General features: G+C 71.1%; 15 protein-coding genes. 7 read left to right on the top strand and 8 right to left on the bottom strand.

What is annotated here, in order from left to right; all coding sequences use genetic code 11:
* Nucleotides 1-222: 222 nt before the first annotated feature.
* Together ABZZ74_RS22770 and ABZZ74_RS22765 are read left to right on the top strand one after the other, a co-directional pair.
* On the top strand, nt 223-918 hold the full coding sequence (locus ABZZ74_RS22770) for a CoA pyrophosphatase (RefSeq protein ID WP_356767617.1): 696 nt from the start codon (nt 223-225) through the stop codon (nt 916-918).
* A gap of 96 nt (nt 919-1,014) precedes the next feature.
* Nucleotides 1,015-2,214 (top strand): MarP family serine protease, encoded by a 1,200-nt coding sequence (locus ABZZ74_RS22765; RefSeq protein ID WP_356767615.1) that lies wholly within the window; start codon nt 1,015-1,017, stop codon nt 2,212-2,214.
* Nucleotides 2,215-2,241: 27 nt separating this feature from the next.
* Here the strand turns inward: ABZZ74_RS22765 and ABZZ74_RS22760 are convergent, their stop codons facing one another.
* From ABZZ74_RS22760 to ABZZ74_RS22735, 6 genes are all read right to left on the bottom strand, one after another.
* Entirely contained in the window at nt 2,242-2,424 is a 183-nt protein-coding gene (locus ABZZ74_RS22760; RefSeq protein WP_133044227.1) for a hypothetical protein, read from the bottom strand.
* A gap of 127 nt (nt 2,425-2,551) precedes the next feature.
* Nucleotides 2,552-3,505, bottom strand: a complete 954-nt coding sequence (locus ABZZ74_RS22755; RefSeq protein ID WP_356767612.1) for an alpha/beta hydrolase — start codon at nt 3,503-3,505, stop codon at nt 2,552-2,554.
* Nucleotides 3,502-4,017 (bottom strand): phage holin family protein, encoded by a 516-nt coding sequence (locus ABZZ74_RS22750; protein ID WP_208782114.1) that lies wholly within the window; start codon nt 4,015-4,017, stop codon nt 3,502-3,504. The genes ABZZ74_RS22755 and ABZZ74_RS22750 overlap by 4 nt, the downstream gene beginning before the upstream one ends.
* Before the next feature lie 77 nt (nt 4,018-4,094).
* A complete protein-coding gene (gene nhaA / locus ABZZ74_RS22745; RefSeq protein WP_356767610.1) occupies nt 4,095-5,531 on the bottom strand; it encodes a Na+/H+ antiporter NhaA in 1,437 nt (478 codons plus the stop codon).
* Between the two features lie 185 nt (nt 5,532-5,716).
* Complete coding sequence (gene acs / locus ABZZ74_RS22740) at nt 5,717-7,672, bottom strand: acetate--CoA ligase (protein WP_356767608.1); 1,956 nt, start codon at nt 7,670-7,672, stop codon at nt 5,717-5,719.
* Between the two features lie 220 nt (nt 7,673-7,892).
* Nucleotides 7,893-10,532 carry a SulP family inorganic anion transporter gene (locus tag ABZZ74_RS22735; RefSeq protein ID WP_356767606.1) on the bottom strand — a complete coding sequence of 880 codons (2,640 nt, stop codon included), beginning with the start codon at nt 10,530-10,532 and terminating at the stop codon, nt 7,893-7,895.
* Nucleotides 10,533-10,864: 332 nt separating this feature from the next.
* Here ABZZ74_RS22735 and ABZZ74_RS22730 point away from each other — a divergent pair, with 332 nt between their 5' ends.
* Nucleotides 10,865-12,136: a hypothetical protein gene (locus ABZZ74_RS22730; RefSeq protein ID WP_356767604.1), complete on the top strand. Its 1,272-nt coding sequence runs from the start codon at nt 10,865-10,867 to the stop codon at nt 12,134-12,136.
* Nucleotides 12,137-12,151: 15 nt separating this feature from the next.
* Here the strand turns inward: ABZZ74_RS22730 and ABZZ74_RS22725 are convergent, their stop codons facing one another.
* Nucleotides 12,152-13,132 carry an ATP-binding protein gene (locus tag ABZZ74_RS22725; protein WP_356767602.1) on the bottom strand — a complete coding sequence of 327 codons (981 nt, stop codon included), beginning with the start codon at nt 13,130-13,132 and terminating at the stop codon, nt 12,152-12,154.
* A gap of 101 nt (nt 13,133-13,233) precedes the next feature.
* Here ABZZ74_RS22725 and ABZZ74_RS22720 point away from each other — a divergent pair, with 101 nt between their 5' ends.
* Nucleotides 13,234-14,058 carry an oxidoreductase gene (locus tag ABZZ74_RS22720; RefSeq protein ID WP_356767600.1) on the top strand — a complete coding sequence of 275 codons (825 nt, stop codon included), beginning with the start codon at nt 13,234-13,236 and terminating at the stop codon, nt 14,056-14,058.
* Between the two features lie 336 nt (nt 14,059-14,394).
* Here the strand turns inward: ABZZ74_RS22720 and ABZZ74_RS22715 are convergent, their stop codons facing one another.
* Nucleotides 14,395-15,228: an HAD family hydrolase gene (locus ABZZ74_RS22715; RefSeq protein WP_356767598.1), complete on the bottom strand. Its 834-nt coding sequence runs from the start codon at nt 15,226-15,228 to the stop codon at nt 14,395-14,397.
* A gap of 575 nt (nt 15,229-15,803) precedes the next feature.
* Here ABZZ74_RS22715 and ssd point away from each other — a divergent pair.
* From ssd to ABZZ74_RS22700, 3 genes are read left to right on the top strand one after another with little or no spacing between them, the layout of a single operon-like run.
* Complete coding sequence (gene ssd / locus ABZZ74_RS22710) at nt 15,804-16,916, top strand: septum site-determining protein Ssd (protein WP_356767596.1); 1,113 nt, start codon at nt 15,804-15,806, stop codon at nt 16,914-16,916.
* Nucleotides 16,880-18,112 (top strand): TadA family conjugal transfer-associated ATPase, encoded by a 1,233-nt coding sequence (locus ABZZ74_RS22705; RefSeq protein ID WP_356767670.1) that lies wholly within the window; start codon nt 16,880-16,882, stop codon nt 18,110-18,112. Before ssd ends, ABZZ74_RS22705 begins: the two co-directional genes overlap by 37 nt.
* The gene (locus tag ABZZ74_RS22700) at nt 18,105-18,965 is read left to right on the top strand and encodes a type II secretion system F family protein (protein ID WP_356767594.1); all 861 of its coding nucleotides are present in this window, start codon (nt 18,105-18,107) and stop codon (nt 18,963-18,965) included. Before ABZZ74_RS22705 ends, ABZZ74_RS22700 begins: the two co-directional genes overlap by 8 nt.
* The last annotated feature ends 45 nt before the right edge of the window (nt 18,966-19,010 follow it).

The raw sequence follows: 19,010 nt of genomic DNA, 5'->3' as shown, positions 1-19,010 counted from the left end.
CCCCCAGGAGTGGGGCTCGGGTCGGCCGGGCTCCGGGAGCATGCGCGAACCGGCGCTCTGCGGTGGGCGGGGATCGAGGTCAGGGTCCGGACCGTTTCCGTGGTCCGGTCGTCGGGGACCCGGACCTGGGCCCAGGGGTGGTCCTCGGGGTGATCTCAGGGTCGTGGCAGGAACGGGCGAGGGGGTCGTGGGCGTTGGACGGGCAGGACGACGGGGGTGGCGATGACGCGCACGAGTGATACGCAGGGCGGGGCGGTGACGATCAGCAAGGAGGGGCTGCCCGACTGGCTGGACCCGGTGGTGCGGGCGGTGGAGACGGTTCAGCCGCTGCAGCTGAGCCGCTTCCTGCCCCCGGCCGACGGGGCGGGCCGGCAGTCGGCGGTGCTGGTGCTGTTCGGCGAGGGAGAGCGCGGCCCCGAGCTGCTGCTGATGGAGCGGGCCAGCTCGCTGCGCTCGCACGCCGGCCAGCCCTCGTTCCCCGGCGGCGCCCTCGACCCCGAGGACGGCGATCCGAATGCCGACGGGCCGCTGCGGGCCGCTCTCCGCGAGGCCGAGGAGGAGACCGGGCTCAACCCCTCCGGCGTCCAGCTCTTCGGCGTCCTGCCCAAGCTGTACATCCCGGTCAGCGGCTTCGTGGTGACGCCGGTGATGGGCTGGTGGCGCGAGCCGAGCCCGGTCGGCGTGGTCGATCCGAACGAGACGGCGCGGGTCTTCACCGTCCCCGTGGCGGATCTCACCAACCCCGACAACCGTGCGACGACCGTCCACCCCAGCGGCCACCGAGGTCCGGCATTCCTGGTCGAATCGGCCCTGGTGTGGGGCTTCACGGCGGGAATCATCGACCGCCTGCTCCACTACTCCGGCTGGGAGCGCCCCTGGGACCGCGACAAGCAGGTCCCGCTCGACTGGCGCTCATGACAGGGTGTCTGCCGTGCTGTGTCTTCCCGGGGGACATCCCCCGGACCCCCGGCTGACCTGTGGTGACCGCGATATGACGAGGCGAGGCTCGAACCGGTGAACGTGCTGGACATCCTGTTGCTGGTCGCCGCCGTGTGGTTCGCGATCGTCGGCTACCGGCAGGGCTTCGTCGTCGGCATCCTGTCGGTGATCGGTTTCCTCGGCGGCGGTCTCGTCGCGGTCTACACGCTGCCCGTCATCTGGGACGCCCTGACCGACAACGCCGAGGTGAGCACGACCGCCGCCGTGGTCGCGGTCGTCGTCGTGATCGTCTGCGCCTCCGTCGGGCAGGCCCTGACCACCCACCTCGGCAGCAAGCTGCGCCGGTACATCACCTGGTCCCCGGCCCGCGCCCTGGACGCGACCGGCGGCGCCCTGGTCAACGTCGTCGCGATGCTGTTGGTCGCGTGGCTGATCGGCTCCGCCCTCGCCGGCACGACGCTGCCCACCCTGGGCAAGGAGGTCCGTAACTCCAAGGTCCTCCTCGGCGTCTCCCGGGCGCTGCCCACCCAGGCGAACAGCTGGTTCGCGGACTTCTCCTCGGTCCTCGCGCAGAACGGCTTCCCGCAGGTCTTCAGCCCCTTCGCGAACGAGCCCATCACCGACGTCCAGCCGCCCGACCCGGCCCTCGCCAACAGCCCCGTCGCCGTTCGCGCCAAGCAGTCCATCGTCAAGGTCGTGGGCACCGCCCAGAGCTGCGGCAAGGTCCTCGAGGGCACCGGCTTCGTCTTCGCCGACCGCCGCGTCATGACCAACGCGCACGTGGTCGGCGGCGTCGACGAGCCCACCGTCCAGATAGGCGGCGAGGGCAGGACGTACGACGCCAAGGTCGTCCTGTACGACTGGCACCGCGACATCGCCGTACTGGACGTGCCGAAGCTGAAGGCGCCCGTCCTGAAGTTCTCGCCCACGGCCGCCGAGCGCGACGACGGAGCGATCATCGCGGGCTTCCCGGAGAACGGCTCGTACGACGTCCGTGCCGCACGGGTACGGGGGCAGATCCCCGCCAACGGCCCGGACATCTACCACCGGGGCACCGTGCACCGCGACGTCTACTCGCTGTACGCGACCGTCCGCCAGGGCAACTCCGGCGGCCCGCTGCTCACCCCCCAGGGGGAGGTGTACGGCGTGGTCTTCGCGAAGTCCCTCGACGACCCCGAGACCGGATACGCGCTCACCGCGCACGAGATCCAGGAGGACATCGTCAGGGGACGTACCGCGAACCAGCAGGTGGACAGCGACAGCTGCGCCCTCTGAGGAGTCGTGCGGGGTGCGGAGAGGGCGTCAGCCTCGAGGGTGACGCAGCCGTACCGAGACCCAGCGGGCCCGGCGGCGCAGAATGCGCGGGATGCCCACCCGGAGATCCGTGCCCGCCAGCTGCGGCGCACCGCCTCGTTGGTGGGAGCTCAGACCATTGGCCGAGCGGCGAGTGCGTGCTGCGTCACTGTAGTCGTGCGTCCAGCCCATACCCCGACGTGTGCCCCTGCCCCAAGGTCGATAACCGTCACCAGAGCCCCCAATTGGCCTATGCGCCGGGCAAGTGGCTGTTCGTAGAACAGGCGTTCAGATCCGGATACCGGGCGCATCGGAACGGTCACCGATCGGGCTCGGGATCCTTCAGCCAGTTGACCAGTTCCGCGGTGAAAGCCGCCGGGTCCTCCTCGTGCGGGAAGTGACCCAGACCGTCGAACAGGCGCCAGCGGTACGGGGCTTCGACGTACTCGCCGGAGCCGGCCGCGCTGCGGGTGCGCATCACCGGGTCGAGGGAGCCGTGCAGATGGAGGGTCGGCACCCGCAGCGGGCGCTTCATCCGGCGGTTGAACTGGATGCCGTCCGGCCGGGCGATCGAGCGCACCATCCACCGGTACGGCTCGATCGAGCAGTGCGCCGTCGACGGGATGCACATCGCCCGGCGGTAGACGTCCAGCACCTTGTCGTCCGGCACCTGCGGCCCGGACCACTCCCGGATCAGCTCGGCGACGAGCGCGCCGTCGTCGGCGGTCAGCTGCCGCTCCGGGATCCACGGCCGCTGGAAGCCCCAGATGTAGGAACCGGCGCGTGTCTGGCGGACGTCCGCGAGCATCGCCGAGCGCCAGCGCCGCGGATGCGGCATCGAGGCCACCGCGAGCCGCCGTACCAGCTTGGGCCGCATCACGGCCGCCGTCCACGCCAGATACCCGCCCAGGTCGTGGCCGACCAGCGCGGCGTCCGGCTCGCCGAGGGAGCGGATCACCCCGGTGATGTCGAGCGCGAGATTGGCCGGGTCGTAGCCGCGCGGGGTGCGGTCGCTGCCGCCGACTCCGCGCAGGTCCATGGCGACGGCCCGGTAGCCGGCCTCGGCCAGCGCGCCGAGCTGGTGCCGCCAGGTCCACCAGAACTGCGGGAAGCCGTGCAGCAGCAGCACCAGCGGCCCGTCACCGGCCTCGGCGATGTGGAAGCGGGCGCCGTTGGCGGCGACCTCACGATGGGTCACCTTCGTCCCGTCGGGGAGGGCGTCCGGTCGTACCACCGAAGCGGGTTGCGCCGAAGGCGTGGCGGGATCCGTCATGAGGACGAGCGTGCCACAGCCTCGATGGCCGCGGGGGCGCGGTCCTCGATCGCCGGGGTCTCGGGCCGCGGATGCGGCTTGGCCTTCTGCAGGACGCCCGCCGACTCCTTCATGGAAGCGGCCACCTTCTGCGGTCCCTTGCTCTTCTTCGCCTTCTTCGCGAAGATCACGCCGACCAGGGCGAGCAGCCCGGCGATCAGCACGTTCGCCGCGAAGGACAGCAGAAAGCACCAGCCGAGGCTCCAGCCGCCCTGTCCGTTGTGACCGCCGGTCCAGGCCTGGATGCCGTACGCCAGCGCGAAGTTGAGCATCGGCAGCGAGAACACGAGGACCGCGGCGGCCACCGTGAACGCCCCGCCGCTGGTCGCACCCTTCTTGACGTCCTGCTTGAGCTGCGCCTTGGCCAGCGCGATCTCGTCGTGCACCAGCGCCGACATCTCGGCCGTCGCCGAGGCGAACAGCTGACCGATGCTGCGTTCGGTGCCGACCGGGCTGCCGTCGGGTGCGCTCATCGCCGTCTCCCTCTTCTGCCTGACTGCTGTGGACGGATCCATGTGTACGGACGATCCGTTTGTACCGTCCCGTCAGATCATGCCGGACGGCCGTCCTCCTCGCCCGCCCCGCCCGGCACTTCGGCGGGCGCGCGTCGCTCTGCGGCCTTCTCCTCGGCGATCCGCCGGTGCTCGGCCGCCTTCCCCTCGTAGATCGCGGCCATGCGCAGGTGGTACGCCGGATCGTCCTGCTCGTAGATGTCCGGGATGCCGTCGAGATCCTCGTCCCGCTCCTCGGCCTCGCACAGCCTGCGGTACTTCGCGTTGCGGATCTTCAGCAGAACGGTCGCCAGCAAGGCCGCGATCAGGGACCCGGAGAGCACGGCGGCCTTGACCTCGTCGGTCAGTACGGCGTTCCCGGCGAAGGCCAGTTCGCCGATGAGCAGCGACACGGTGAACCCGATCCCCGCGAGCGTCGCCACCGCGAACACGTCGGCCCACTGAAGGTCCTCACTGAGCGAGGCCCTGGTGAAGCGTGCCGTCAGCCATGTCCCGCCGAAGATCCCGACCGCCTTGCCGACGACCAGCCCGAGGACCACGCCGAGCGTCTCCGGCTTGGTGAACACATCGCCGAGCGCTCCCCCGGAGACGGCGACACCGGCGCTGAACAGCGCGAACAGCGGTACGGCGAGCCCCGCCGACAGGGGCCGCACCAGATGCTCGATGCGCTCGCCGGGGGAGTGCTCCTCGCCCTCGCGGCGGTGGCAGCGCAGCATGAGGCCCATCGCGACACCGGCGATGGTGGCGTGGACGCCGCTGTTGTACATCAGCGCCCAGATGACCACGGCGAGCGGCACGTACACGTACCAGCCGTGCACGCCCTTGCGCAGCAGCAGCCAGAAGACGGCCAGGCCCACGACCGCGCCGCCGAGCGCGGCGAAGTCGATGGTGCTGGTGAAGAAGACGGCGATGATCAGGATCGCGAAGAGGTCGTCGACGACGGCGAGCGTCAGCAGGAAGGCCCGCAGCGCGCTCGGCAGCGACGTGCCGATGACGGCCAGGACCGCGAGCGCGAAGGCGATGTCGGTGGCCGTGGGCACTGCCCAGCCCTCGAGGGAGCCGTGTCCGGTGAGGTTGGTGAGGGCGTAGACGAGCGCGGGTACGGCCATGCCGCACAGCGCCGCCACGACCGGCAGGGCGGCGGCCTTGGGGTCGCGGAGATCGCCCGCGACGAGTTCGCGCTTGAGCTCGATCCCGGCGACGAAGAAGAAGACCGCGAGAAGGCCGTCCGCGGCCCAGTGTGCGACCGAGAGGTCCAGGCCGAGGGCCGCCGGGCCGAAGTGGAAGTGGCTGACGCTCTCGTAACTGTCGTGCAGCGCGGGGATGTTGGCCCAGACCAGCGCGGTGACCGCGGCCAGGAGCAGCAGCACACCGCCGACCGTCTCGGTGCGCAGCGCGTCCGCGACGAAGGTGCGCTCGGGCAGCGAGAGCCGTCCGAGGACCTTGCGGGCGGTGGGGGTGCGGGGCGCGGCCACGGGGGGAGACCTCCGGTCGGTGGGCAGGACGGAACGCTTGCCGACCAGACTTCCCGGCACACCTGAGGGTGGAGCTTTGCTTAGTTTACCTAAAAGTGCAGCCGAGGGGAATCCGGCGATTCCCACGTTAGGCATGAAAAGGGCACCCGGCGCGCTCGGCGCCGGGTGCCCGCTTCTCGTCGTGCTCAGTCCTCGCTGGGTGCCGCGGGGAGCTTGGCCTGGATGAGGTCCATCACCGTGGAGTCGGTCAGCGTCGTGACGTCACCGAGCTGACGGTTCTCGGCGACGTCGCGCAGCAGCCGCCGCATGATCTTGCCGGAGCGGGTCTTGGGCAGCTCGGCGACCGGCAGGATCCGCTTGGGCTTGGCGATCGGGCCGAGGGTGGTTCCGACGTGGTTGCGCAGCTCGGCGGCCAGGTCCTCGGTCTCGGCCGCGGTGCCGCGCAGGATGACGAAGGCGACGATGGCCTGCCCGGTGGTCTCGTCGGTGGCGCCGACGACGGCCGCCTCGGCCACGGCGGGGTGGGAGACGAGGGCGGACTCGACCTCGGTGGTGGAGATGTTGTGCCCGGACACCAGCATCACGTCGTCGACGCGTCCCAGCAGCCAGATGTCGCCGTCGTCGTCCTTCTTGGCGCCGTCACCGGCGAAGTACCTGCCCTCGAAGCGGGACCAGTAGGTGTCGAGGAAGCGCTGGTCGTCTCCCCAGATGGTGCGCAGCATGGACGGCCACGGCTCGGTGAGCACCAGGTAACCGCCGCCGCCATTGGGGACCTCTTTCGCCTCGTCGTCGACGACGGTCGCGGAGATGCCGGGCAGCGGGGTCTGCGCGGAGCCGGGCTTGGCAGCGGTGACGCCGGGCAGCGGCGAGATCATGATCGCGCCGGTCTCGGTCTGCCACCAGGTGTCCACCACCGGGGTGCGGTCGTGGCCGATGTTCTTGCGGTACCAGATCCACGCCTCGGGGTTGATCGGCTCGCCCACCGAGCCCAGCACCCGCAGGCTGGAGAGGTCGAACTTCGCGGGGATGTCGTCGCCCCACTTCATGAACGTACGGATCGCGGTCGGCGCCGTGTACAGGATCGTCACCCCGTACTTCTGCACGATCTCCCAGAACCGGCCCTGGTGCGGGGTGTCCGGCGTGCCCTCGTACATGACCTGGGTCGCGCCGTTGGCCAGCGGCCCGTAGACGATGTAGGAGTGCCCGGTGACCCAGCCGACGTCGGCCGTGCACCAGTACACGTCCGTCTCCGGCTTGAGGTCGAAGACGGCGTGGTGGGTGTAGGAGGTCTGGGTGAGGTAGCCGCCGGAGGTGTGCAGGATGCCCTTCGGCTTCCCCGTCGTACCCGAGGTGTACAGGATGAACAACGGGTGCTCGGCCTCGAACGCCTCCGGGGTGTGCTCGGTCGGCTGCCGCTCCACCAGCTCGTGCCACCACACGTCCCGGCCCTCGCTCCAGGCGACCTCCTGGCCGGTACGGCGCACCACCAGCACGTGGTGGACGTTGCCGGCCTTGGCGATCGCCTCGTCCACGGCCGGCTTGAGCGCGGACGGCTTGCCGCGCCGGTAACCGCCGTCGGAGGTGATGACGACCCGCGCGTCGGCGTCCTGGATGCGGGTGGCCAGCGCGTCGGCGGAGAAGCCGCCGAAGACGACGGAGTGCGCGGCGCCGATGCGGGCGCAGGCCAGCATCGCGACGGCGGTCTCCGGGATCATCGGCATGTAGATCGCGACCCGGTCGCCCTTCTGCACACCGAGCTCCAGCAGCGCGTTGGCGGCCTTGCTCACCTCGTCCTTGAGCTCGGCGTAGGTGATGGCGCGGCTGTCGCCGGGCTCGCCCTCGAAGTGGATGGCGACCCGGTCGCCGTGACCGGCTTCCACATGCCGGTCCACGCAGTTGTAGGCGACGTTGAGCTCGCCGTCCTTGAACCACTTGGCGAACGGCGGGTTCGACCAGTCCAGCGTCTCGGTCGGTTCCTTGGCCCAGGTCAGCCGGCGGGCCTGCTCGGCCCAGAAGCCGAGCCTGTCAGCCTTGGCCTGTTCGTACGCCTCCGCCGTGACATTGGCGTTCGCGGCCAGGTCGGCGGGGGGCGCGAACCTGCGTTCTTCCTTGAGCAGGTTGGCCAGGCTCTCGTTGCTCACGGCATCTGCCTTTCCCAGGGTGTCCGTTGTGTCCCAGGCCACAGCTCATCAGACCCGGGGGCCCGATGACAAGGGCCGACCGAGAATTGGTTTAGACCTGTCGTCCAGGCTGGTCGACGAGGCCGCCCCGAGGGCCGTGACCCGGGTCATCCGTACCCACGGAGGCCGGCCGGGCGGGGTTCAGCGATGTGCTGCCCCTCACACCCGCCCGGCCCTCCGATCAGGCGGACAGATCCGTCACCCCCACATGGTCGAACACGTGCTCCTCACCCGTCTCGGCCAGCAGATACGCCTGCGCCTCAGCCACATGGAAGTACATCCCGTGCAGTTCCAGCTCCCCTTCCCGCACGGCCCGAGCCACCGACGGATGGGCGCTCAGGTGCTCCAACTGCTGGACGACATTGGTCAGGCACAGCTGCTCGACCGCGTCGGCCGGTGCCCGGCCGGCCAGCCGGGCCCAGGGCCGGCCGTCGTCGGCCATCCGCTCCAGACTCGGCAACCCGTGCCGCAGCCACCGCTGGAGCGGTGTCCGAGCGCCCGTGGGCTCGGAGTTGAGCAGGGCCTGCATGGCCCCGCACCCGGAGTGCCCGCACACCGTGACGGACCGCACGCCCAGGACGTCCACCGCGTACTCGATCGCGGCCGCCACCGAGTCGTCGCCGCTCTCCTCGCCTGGCGGCGGCACGAGATTGCCGACGTTGCGCACCACGAACAGGTCACCCGGACCACTGGAGGTGATCATCGACGTGACGAGCCGCGAGTCCGCGCAGGTGAGGAACAGCTGGGACGGCCGCTGCCCCTCCCGGGCCAGCCGCGCCAGCTCTCCCCGCACCAGCGGTGCGGTGTTGCGCTGGAACGCGCTGATACCGCGTGCCAGTTGGTGACCTCCGGAAGCGCCGGTGGTGTCGGCGTCTGCGGACGCGCCGGGTGTACGCGAACCGGGTCTACTGGCACCGGGTCTACTGGCACCGGATCTGTCGGCGCCGGATCTGCTCGCACCGGGGCCGCTCGGATCGGGTCTGCTCGGGTCGTCCGGGTCGTCTGGGTCGTTCGGTCCGTCAGGAGCGGCTGACGCACCAGGGGTGCCGGACGCGTCGAGAGTGTCGGACGCACCGGGTCGCGCACCGGGGGTGACGGACGCGTCGGAGGCGTCGGACGCACCGGAGTGCGGTGCGGTCCGTGGGGGCTCGCACTGGTGGTTGCGCCAGGGGGTCCAGGGGCGGCAGCGGCAGCCGACGGAGGGGGTCGAGGCGGCGGTTGACGGGGCTCCCGGCTCCGTCCCGAGGCCGGGCCGAGGTGTTGGAGGCTCGGCGTCGCTCAACCCCGTGCGACGGCCGGTGATGTCCGCGGTGCCGCCCTGTGCGGTGTGCGTGTTGTGCCAGTCCTGCAGTGACTCGTACGCCGCGTGGTCCATGAACGACCCGTCCAACTCCACGACGGCGTGCGCGCTGTGGGGTACGAGATGCAGGGCGCGGCTCAGCCGCGGTACCGCGAGGAACGTCAACTGGCCTCGGACATGTACGTGATGGACTCCTTCCTTCTCCTCGTGCGTGATACGGGTGTGGGCGAGGCGCTGCATGGCGACGGCGACGGCCACGGCGATCCCCAGCGCCACGCCTTCCAGGACGCCGAAGACCACCACGCCGAGGGTGGTGACGACGTACACCAGCACTTCGCGGTGGCGTGTCACCGTGCGGATGTGGTGCAGGGACACCATCTGGATGCCGACGGCCATCACCAGGGCGGCGAGTGCGGCGAGCGGGATGCACTCCAGGACCGGGACCATCAGCAGCGCGGCGATCACTACGAGAACGCCGTGCAGCATCGTGGAGTTCCGGCTGACGGCACCCGCCTTCACATTCGCCGAACTTCTCACCGCCACCCCGGCGACCGGCAGTCCGCCGAGTGCGCCGGAGACCACGTTGGCGGCGCCCTGTCCCAGCAGTTCGCGGTCGAGGTGGGAGCGGCCCACCCGGACTGTGAGGCCGGGCCGGGCGGCCGCAAGCTTGTCGACGGCGACGGCGCCGAGCAGCGACTGCACGCTGCAGACCAGGGTGGTGGTGAGCACGGCGGCGGTCAGGCCGAGCACCGGGCCCTCGGGCAGGCCGGCGAGGGCGTGGCTGCTCCAGGACGGCAGGTCGACCCTGGGCAGGGTGAGGCCGGTGAGCGAGGCGGCCGTGGTGGCGCCGGCGACGGCGACGAGCGGGGCCGGGATCGTGCGCAGCAGGCGCCCGGCCCGGCCGGGGACGCGCGGCCAGAGCAGCAGCAGGGTCAGGGTCAGTGCGCTGACGGTCACCGAGGCGGGCTGCAGCCCCGTCAACTGGGCTGGCAGAGCACGCAGGTTGGCGAGGACGGAGCTCTGCGGGGTGCCCCCGAGGACGATGTGCAGCTGGGCGACGGCGATGGTGACGCCGATGCCGGCGAGCATGCCGTGCACGATGGCGGGGCTGACGGCGAGCGCGGTGCGCGCCACGCGCAGGCAGCCGAGGCTGAGTTGGGCGAGACCGGCGAGGACGGTGATGGCGCAGGTGGTGCGCCAGCCGTAGCGGTGGATGAGGTCGGCGGTCACCACCGTCAGGCCCGCTGCCGGCCCGCTGACCTGGAGCGGGCAGCCGCCGAGCCGGCCGGCGACGATGCCGCCGACGGCGGCCGCGACGAGGCCTGCCTGGAGTGGTGCGCCGGTGGCGAGGGCGATGCCCAGGGACAGCGGGAGGGCGATCAGGAAGACCGCGATCGAGGCGGATACATCGGCGCCCGCGACGCGGAAGCGACGGTGCGGGCCGGGTGGTGGGCTGTGGGGTGGGTGGACGCGCGGGGGCCGATTCGGGTCGGCGGCGCGGGTGGGGGCGCAGGCGGACATGGTTCCCGTCTCCTCCGGGGCAGCGCGGTCGCGGATCAGGTGGTCCCCGCCCGGGGCGGGGTCGGAACGCGGCCGTGGGTCACGGCGTACAGCGGGATGGATCAACGCTCGGTAAATGAATCGTAATTCAGAGTAAAGGGCAGGCATAGACTTTTCTGGCAAATGGTGTATTAGCTCACCTGAATGAGTGAAGTGGGCATTTCATCGGCTTGTCGTACTAATTCCTTCTCGGCTCCGTGCGACCTTGACGGCGCTGTCGGGCCCGCCCGGCACATCGCCAGAAAACGCCCTTACCGGCGTCGGTCTGAGAGAAGGAAGAAGGTGGGCGGAAGATGGCCGCCACCCAGAGGATCGCCACCGGAGCAGTGATCGCCGCAGCCTGCGCCGCGTCGCTCGCCGGCTGCGCGATCGGCACCAACGGCTCCAAGCCGGGTGCCTCCGGTCCCCAGAAGGCCAGGCCGGCCCAGGCGCCGGGCAGTGTGGTCCGACTGATCGGCGACGGCTCCACCGCGTACACCGGAGCGCAGCCGCACCTGCCCAGACCGGAGCGGCTGATGCCCGGCCAGAAGCCCCCGCAGTTCGTTGTCTTCTCCTGGGACGGCGCCGGTGAGGACAGCCAGAAGCTCTTCTCGCACTTCCGCGAGGTGGCCAAGGCCAACCACGCGACGATGACGTACTTCCTCAGCGGCGTGTACATGCTCCCGGAGGACAAGCGCGACCTGTACAAGCCGCCGCAGCACTCGCCGGGGCGCTCCGACATCGGCTTCAACGACGAGAAGGGCATCGCCGACACCGTCAAGCAGCTGCGCCTGGCCTGGCTGGAGGGCAACGAGATCGGCACCCACTTCAACGGCCACTTCTGCGGCAAGAACGGCGGCGTCGGCGAGTGGTCGGTCGACGAGTGGAAGGACGAGATCGCCCAGGCGAAGCAGTTCGTGAAGTCCTGGAAGACCAACGCCGAGATGAAGAACGCGGCCCCGCTGCCCTTCGACTACGACAAGGAGCTGATCGGCGCCCGCACCCCCTGTCTGGAGGGTCAGCAGAACTTCGTGAAGGCCGCGAGCCAGCTCGGTTTCCGCTACGACACCAGCGGGGTGAACGAGCAGGTCTGGCCGAAGAAGAGGGAAGACCTCTGGGACCTGTCGATGCAGCTGGTGCCCTTCCCCGGGCACTCCTACGAGCAGTTGACCATGGACTACAACTTCATGGTCAACCAGTCCGGCACCCGGACCCAGGGCGACCCCGCCAAGTTCGCCTACTGGGGCGACCAGATGCGGGACGGTCTGCTCGCCGGTTTCAGGCGCGCCTACGACGGCAACCGAGCGCCCCTGATCATCGGCAACCACTTCGAGTCGTGGAACGGCGGCACCTATATGCACGCCCTCGACGACGTCATCGAGAACGTCTGCAACAAGCCCGAGGTGCGCTGCGTCTCCTTCCACCAACTGGCCGACTGGCTGGACGCCCAGGACCCGCAGGTTCTCGCGAAACTGCGCGGCCTGAACGTCGGGGAGGCCCCGAAGCAGGGCTGGGCGTCCTTCCTGTCGGGCCGCCCGGCCCCGGCGCCGAAGGGCGTGCCCGGAGCGCCGGCGGCCAAGCAGTAGCCAACCCGAGGGCGGTCAGGCGGTTGCCGCCAGGCTCTCGCCCAGCACGAAGCCGGGGTCGACCTGAGCCGCCAGGTCGGCCCCGGTGCGCGCGTTGCCCCATGAGTCGGCGTTCTTCAGATGGAAGTGCACCATCTGCCGGGTGTAGGTCTGCCAGTCACGCAGTTCGTACGTCGCGTCCGCGGCGACCTGAAGCGTGCGCAGGGCACGTCGGTTGACGTCCTCCAGCAACTCGAACCGGGGCGGACGGCCCTTCTCCATGGCGCGTACCCAGTCCGAGTGCCCGACGGTCACCAGCAGGTCGTCCCCGACCTCGGCGCGCAGGAAGTCCAGATCGTCCTGCCCCTGCACCTTGTTGCCGACGACCTTCAGGAGGACACCGAAGTCTCGGGCGTGCTCCTTGTACTGGCGATAGACGGAGACCCCCTTCCGGGTCGGCTCGGCCACGAGGAACGTGATGTCGAAACGGGTGAACATGCCGGAGGCGAAGGAGTCCGAGCCCGCCGTCATGTCCACCACGACGTACTCGCCCTGCCCGTCGACCAGGTGGTTCAGGCACAGCTCCACCGCTCCCGTCTTGGAGTGGTAGCAGGCGACCCCCAGATCGGCGTCGGTGAAGGGGCCGGTGACCATCAAACGGACGGCGCCGCCGTCGAGTTCCACCGGCCGGGCGCAGGCCTCGTACACCGGGTTGTCCTCGCGCACCCGCAGCAGCCGTGAGCCCTCGCCGGGCGGGGTCGTCTTGATCATCGTCTCGGCGGAGGCGATGCGGGGGTTGGTTCCGCGCAGGTAATTCTTGATCAGGGGCAGCCGGTCGCCCATCGCGGGCAGCGCGGCGGCCTCCGTCTCGTCCAGGCCGAGGGCGGGTCCCAGGTGCTGGTTGATGTCCGCGTCGATCGCGACGACCGGCGCGCCGCCGGCCGCGAGGTGACGGACGAACAGGGAGGACAGGGTCGTCTTGCCGCTGCCGCCCTTACCGACGAAAGCAATTTTCATGTTCACGAAGAGTAGTGGTGAGATAGCTGTATGTGGCAGACGGGCGTGAAGAAGACCACTCATTCGTGGGGCACGCGCGCGGGGTGGCTACTGTCGTACTCATGAGTACGACAGGCGCGACCGCCGATCCGCTCGCCGCCCTGGGCTCGCTGCCCGGCGTGGCCGAGTCCGTGGAGTCCGTGCGCAAGGCCGTGGACCGGGTCTACGGGCACCGGGTCATGCGGCGCCGCAGCAACGAGATCACCTCCGAGGCGGCGCTGCGGGGCGCCCGCGGCTCGGCGGCGCTGTCCGGCGCCGACTGGGCACTGGAGGAGGTGCGCCGGCGCACCGACTTCAGCGGCGACGGGGACGCGCGCGTGATGGGCGCGGCCCTGAGGCTCACCGCCGAGGCCGGACAGCTGCTGTCCATCTGGCGCCAGTCGCCCCTGCGGGTGCTGGCCCGGCTGCACCTGGTGGCCGCCGCGACCAACGGGGACGAGGTGGGGCGGCCACGGCGGGCGGGCGAGTCCGTCGACGAGCCGTTGGTCGAGCTGCGGCTGCCGGACGCCGACGAGGTGCACGGCAGGCTGGAGGGCCTGTCCGAACTGATCATCGCCGGCAGCTCCGCCCCCGCCCTGGTGACGGCGGCCGTCGTGCACGGCGAGCTCCTCGCGCTGCGCCCCTTCACCTCCCACAACGGCCTCGTGGCACGCACCGCCGAGCGCATCGTCCTGGTGGGCAGCGGCCTCGACCCGAAGTCGGTCTGCCCGGCGGAGGTGGGCCACGCCGAACTGGGCCGGGCGGCCTATCTGGCGGCGCTGGAGGGGTACGTCTCCGGAACGCCGGAGGGGATGGCCGCCTGGATCGCGCACTGCGGGCGGGCGGTCGAACTGGGTGCGCGCGAGTCGACGGCCGTGTGCGAGGCACTGCAGCGCGGGGCGGCGTAGAAGGCTTGGAAAAAAGAGGTGCGGCGGTACGAGGACTCGTACCGCCGCTGGCATGCTCACCGGGTTACCAAGCGTCCTCGATATGTTGCCCATCAGGTCGGGAACTTTGCCCGTCACCTGGTGCGGCTGGCCCGTAATCGACGGGTCGACGTCGCGTGGGTGCCCGGTGTTCATGCTCGGTCCGTGGGGCCAAATGCGTTGTTTAAGGTGATCCTCTCGGATGTCCTTGGTCTCGCGGGCCGTGAACCCTTTGTACTCCAGGCGTGATGCAAGCGGAACCCCCGCCCGCGCTTCTTTACTTTTGGTCTCAAATCAGTTTCAAACGGGCGCCAGTTGTCACACGGGTGTCGCCCGTCGCCTGCTCGCGTACCAGACGAAGCCGGCAGTGGCGGCCGCCGCGCCGATCGCCGCGACCGCGACAAGGGCCGGACGGGGCGGTACCGAGAACGTCGGAATCCGCTGCTTGAGCCGGACCGGGCGGTGGAAGTCCAGAATCGGCCACCCGCGCGCGAGTGCCTCGCGGCGCAGCGCGCGGTCCGGGTTGACGGCGTGCGGGTGGCCGACGGCCTGCAGCATCGGCAGATCGGTCGCGGAGTCGCTGTAGGCGTAGCAGCGTTCGAGGTCGTACCCCTCGGACTCGGCCAGCTCCCTGACCGCCTCCGCCTTGGTCGGGCCGTACGCGTAGTACTCCACCTCGCCGGTGTAACAGCCGTCCTCACCCACGACCATACGGGTGGCCACCACCCGGTCCGCGCCCAGCAGTTCGCCGATCGGCTCGACCACCTCGGCGCCCGAGGTGGAGACGATGACGACGTCGCGGCCGGCCGTGTGGTGCTCCTCGATGAGGGAGGCGGCCTCGTCATAGATGATCGGGTCGATCAGGCCGTGCAGGGTCTCGGCGACGATCTCCTTGACCTGCTGGACGTTCCAGCCGCGCACGAGCTGGGAGAGGTACTCGCGGGTCCGTTCCATCTGGTCGTGGTCCATACCGCCGACGAGGAAGACGAACTGGGCATAGGCGGTGCGCAGGGCGGCTCGGCGGTTGATCAGGCCGCCTTGGTAGAAGGACTTGCCGAAGGTGAGCGTGCTCGACTTCGCAATGACCGTCTTGTCCAGGTCAAAGAAGGCCGCTGTGCGGGGCAACGAGTGGTTTTCCACGACCCCGAGCATAGGCGCAGCCCATTCGGCGTAAGGTGGGCGCGTGGGTTTGCCTGAGAGGGCTCTCGGGTACACCATGGAAGTCACGGATCGTTCGCGACCGTGCTAACCCGGTCCGGCTCCTCCCCCCCCGAGTCGGCCGTGGAGACGACCCCCGCTCTCCCCCCCGGCGGGGGTCGTCGCATGTCCGGGTGGGTTTTTCCTCTCTCTTCGCTCTCGTACGGCTGTCCTGGTGCCGCTGCGGAAGCCCATTCGCCATGCTCATGACTCATCACTCACCGTAGTCGTCAGGCTGCTCTGCGGATGTCGTACGTGGATCCGTGCAGGGGTCACCGGTATGGGTGACGGCCATATTCACAACCGCCGACTTGTCCACAGTTATCGACCAAGATCCACACGATTTCCGGGATCGCTGCACCGTGATTCCAGCGCGTCCCGCACGGCCCGAGTTCATGACGGGTTCCGGTTAGTCGGGCGGGTTTGGCCGGTTCGTATCGGCCGTTCATATGGAGGCCGCTTGCCGGTTCTTCAGATGTTTGGGAATCGCGGGGCCGCAGGGGCCTTCGCGAAAGACACAGCGAAGGGGGATGGAGCACGTGACCGGAGCCGTCACACACGACCCACCGCCCGCCGTCCCGGGGCGGCAGGCCAAACCACTCATCGTCACGGAGGACGTCGATCTGCTCGACGACCTGCTGCGGCTGTGCGCCGCGGCGGGAGCGACACCGGAGGTCCACCACTCCGTCCCGGAGCGCGCGGGCAGCTGGGAGGCCGCACCGCTCGTCCTGGTCGGCGACGACGCCGCGCGGCGGGTGCGCGGGGCCGCGCGCAGAAGGGGAGTGGTGCTGGTCGGCCGCGACCAGGACGACTCCGGGGTCTGGCGCCGGGCCGTCGAGATCGGCGCGGACCACGTCCTGATGCTGCCCGACGGCGAGCAGTGGCTGGTCGACCGAATCGCCGACGTCGCCGAGGGCGTCGGCCGGCCCGCCCTCACCGTCGGCGTCATCGGCGGACGCGGTGGGGCCGGGGCGTCCACGCTCGCGTGCGCCCTCGCCGTCACCTCCGCACGTGAGGGACTGCGCACTCTGCTCGTGGACGCCGATCCGCTGGGCGGCGGACTCGACGTACTCCTCGGCGGCGAGAGCGCGGAGGGACTGCGCTGGCCCGCCTTCGCCGCCTCGCGCGGAAGGGTCGGCGGCGGCGCCCTGGAGGAGTCGCTGCCGGAACTGCACTCGCTGCGGGTGCTGAGCTGGGACCGAGGGGACTGCGTCGCCATCCCGGCCCAGGCCGTCCGTGCGGTGCTCGCCGCGGCCCGACGCCGCGGTGGCACGGTCGTAGTCGACCTCCCGCGCCGCATCGACGACGGGGTCGCCGAGGCCCTCGCCCAGATCGACCTCGGCATCCTCGTGGTCCCCGGCGAACTGCGCGCCGTCGCGGCGGCGGGCCGCGTCGCCTCGGCCGCCGGGATGGTCCTGCGAGACCTGCGCGTGGCGGTACGCGGCCCGTACGCACCCGGCCTCGACGACCGGGAGGTGGCCCGGCTGCTCGGTCTGCCCCTGGTCGGCGAGGTGCCGGTGGAGGTCGGACTGGTGCGACCCGGGGAGGGCAGGACACCGCCCGGAGCCGCCCGGCGCGGCCCCCTGGCGCGCTTCTGCAAGGAGTTCTGGGAGCGGGCGCTGATGGAAGCGGGTGCGGCGTGAGCGCCTCTTCGGGACTCCTCGACGGAGTCCGCCAATGGCTGGTGGAGAGCGGGGCGGAGCCGACGCCCGCGCGGGTGGCGCAGGCCCTGCGGGAACAGGGGCGAGTGCTGGGGGACGCCGAAGTCCTCGGTGCGGCCGAGCAGTTGCGGTCCGAACTGGTCGGCAGCGGCCCCCTGGAACCGCTGCTCGCCGATCCCTCCGTCACCGACGTCCTGGTGTCGGCCCCGGACCGGGTGTGGGTGGACCGCGGCGGCGGCCTGGAACTGACCTCGGTCGCCTTCCCGGACGCCGCAGCCGTACGACGCCTCGCGCAACGGCTCGCCGCGGTGGCCGGACGCCGGCTGGACGACGCCCGGCCCTGGGCGGACGCCCGGCTGCCCGACGGCACGCGTCTGCACGCGGTGCTGCCACCGGTGGCCGTGGGCTGCACCTGTCTTTCACTGCGAGTGGTACGACCCCGGGCGTTCACGCTCGACGAGTTGGTCGCGGCGGGCACGGTACCGCCGGGCGGGGACCGCGTGCTGCGGGCGCTGATCGAGGCCCGGCTGTCCTTCCTGGTCAGCGGGGGCACGGGCAGCGGCAAGACGACGCTGTTGAGCGCGCTGCTGGGGCTCGTCGGACCCGGTGAGCGGATCGTGCTCGCCGAGGACTCCGCCGAACTCAGGCCGGACCATCCGCACGTCGTCCGGCTCGAGACCAGACCCGCCAACCAGGAGGGCGCGGGGCTGGTCACCCTCCAGGACCTGGTGCGGCAGGCGCTGCGGATGCGGCCGGACCGGCTGGTCGTCGGCGAGGTACGGGGGCCCGAAGTGGTGCATCTGCTCGCTGCGTTGAACACCGGCCACGAAGGCGGCTGCGGCACCGTCCACGCCAACGCGGCCGCCGACGTCCCCGCCCGCCTGGAGGCGCTCGGTACGGCGGCCGGGCTCGACCGGGCCGCGCTGCACAGCCAGTTGGCGGCCGCGCTGTCGGTGGTGCTGCATCTCGTACGGGACCGGGCGGGACGGCGCCGCATCGCCGAAGTACACGTGCTGGAGCGAGACCCGTCGGGCCTGGTCCGGACGATGCCGGCGCTGCGTTGGGGCGTGCGGGAGTTCGAGCGGGAGCGCGGATGGGAGCGGCTGCGGGGGCTGCTCCACGGCGAGATGTCGGGAGGAGAGGGGCACGGGGTGTCGGGAGGAGAGGGGCATGGGTGAGATCGCCATGGGGGCCGCCGTGTTGTGCGTCGGCGCCGCGGCGCTGCTGCTGGGCGGCTGGCATTCCGGGGCGCGGCGGGCGCAGTTGCTGCTCGCCGGTGGCGGGGTGGTGGGAACCGGGCCACCGTCCTGGCGGGAGATCGCCGGGTGGCTGCGGCGGACGCGCGGACGGCTCGGAGCCGAATGGTGGGTGCTGGCGGCGGGGTTGGCGCTGGCGGTGCTGGGGGCCTCGGTGCTGCCGATCGTCGCGGGGGCGGCCGGGGTGCCGTTGGCGCGGCGAATCCGGGTGGCCAGGCAGGTCCGCCGGGCACGGGAGTCACGCGGGAACGCGGTGATCGCGCTGTGCTCGGCGCTGGCGGGTGAGGTGCGGGCCGGGCGGCAGCCGGGAGAGGCGCTGCTGCGTGCCGCGCGGGACTCCGGGGGACTCGGCGAAGCCCAGGCGGCGGTGCTGGCGGCCGCGCGGTTCGGCGGCGACGTGCCCGACGCGCTCTCGGGCGCGGCCCGGCAGCAGGGCGCCGAAGGCCTGTTGGGGCTCGCGGCCTGCTGGCGGGTTGCCGTGGACCAGGGCGCGGGCCTCGCCGCCGGACTCGACCGGCTCGAAGCGGCGTTGCGGGCGGAGCGGGACCAACGTGCGGATCTGCGCGCCCAGTTGGCGGGCGCCCGCTCCACGGCACTGATGCTCGCGGGACTGCCGGTGCTCGGCCTCCTCCTGGGCACGGCCCTGGGCGCCGACCCCCTCCACGTCCTGCTGCACAGCGGCGCGGGCCTTGGGTGCCTGCTGATTGGCGGCCTGCTGGAGGGGCTGGGGATGTGGTGGGCGCTGGGGATCGTACGGCGGGCGGGGGCGGCGTGAGGGCGGGGGGCTGGCGAGGCGTGCGGTGGCGAGGTTGGTCGTCGG

The organism is Streptomyces sp. NPDC006476 (genome assembly GCF_040612015.1).
In the GTDB taxonomy this organism is placed as follows: Bacteria; Actinomycetota; Actinomycetes; order Streptomycetales; family Streptomycetaceae; genus Streptomyces; species Streptomyces griseorubiginosus_B.
This window is presented reverse-complemented; position numbering and strand designations above follow the sequence as displayed.

Bases quoted from the DNA above. Each gene is read 5' to 3' on its own strand.
- ABZZ74_RS22770 (WP_356767617.1), top strand. From the start codon at position 223: ATGACGCGCACGAGTGATACGCAGGGCGGGGCGGTGACGATCAGCAAG.
- ABZZ74_RS22760 (WP_133044227.1), bottom strand. From the start codon at position 2,424: ATGGGCTGGACGCACGACTACAGTGACGCAGCACGCACTCGCCGCTCG.
- ABZZ74_RS22755 (WP_356767612.1), bottom strand. From the start codon at position 3,505: ATGACGGATCCCGCCACGCCTTCGGCGCAACCCGCTTCGGTGGTACGA.
- ABZZ74_RS22750 (WP_208782114.1), bottom strand. From the start codon at position 4,017: ATGAGCGCACCCGACGGCAGCCCGGTCGGCACCGAACGCAGCATCGGT.
- ABZZ74_RS22735 (WP_356767606.1), bottom strand. From the start codon at position 10,532: ATGTCCGCCTGCGCCCCCACCCGCGCCGCCGACCCGAATCGGCCCCCG.
- ABZZ74_RS22730 (WP_356767604.1), top strand. From the start codon at position 10,865: ATGGCCGCCACCCAGAGGATCGCCACCGGAGCAGTGATCGCCGCAGCC.
- ABZZ74_RS22725 (WP_356767602.1), bottom strand. From the start codon at position 13,132: ATGAAAATTGCTTTCGTCGGTAAGGGCGGCAGCGGCAAGACGACCCTG.
- ABZZ74_RS22720 (WP_356767600.1), top strand. From the start codon at position 13,234: ATGAGTACGACAGGCGCGACCGCCGATCCGCTCGCCGCCCTGGGCTCG.
- ABZZ74_RS22715 (WP_356767598.1), bottom strand. From the start codon at position 15,228: ATGCTCGGGGTCGTGGAAAACCACTCGTTGCCCCGCACAGCGGCCTTC.
- ssd (WP_356767596.1), top strand. From the start codon at position 15,804: ATGGAGCACGTGACCGGAGCCGTCACACACGACCCACCGCCCGCCGTC.
- ABZZ74_RS22700 (WP_356767594.1), top strand. From the start codon at position 18,105: ATGGGTGAGATCGCCATGGGGGCCGCCGTGTTGTGCGTCGGCGCCGCG.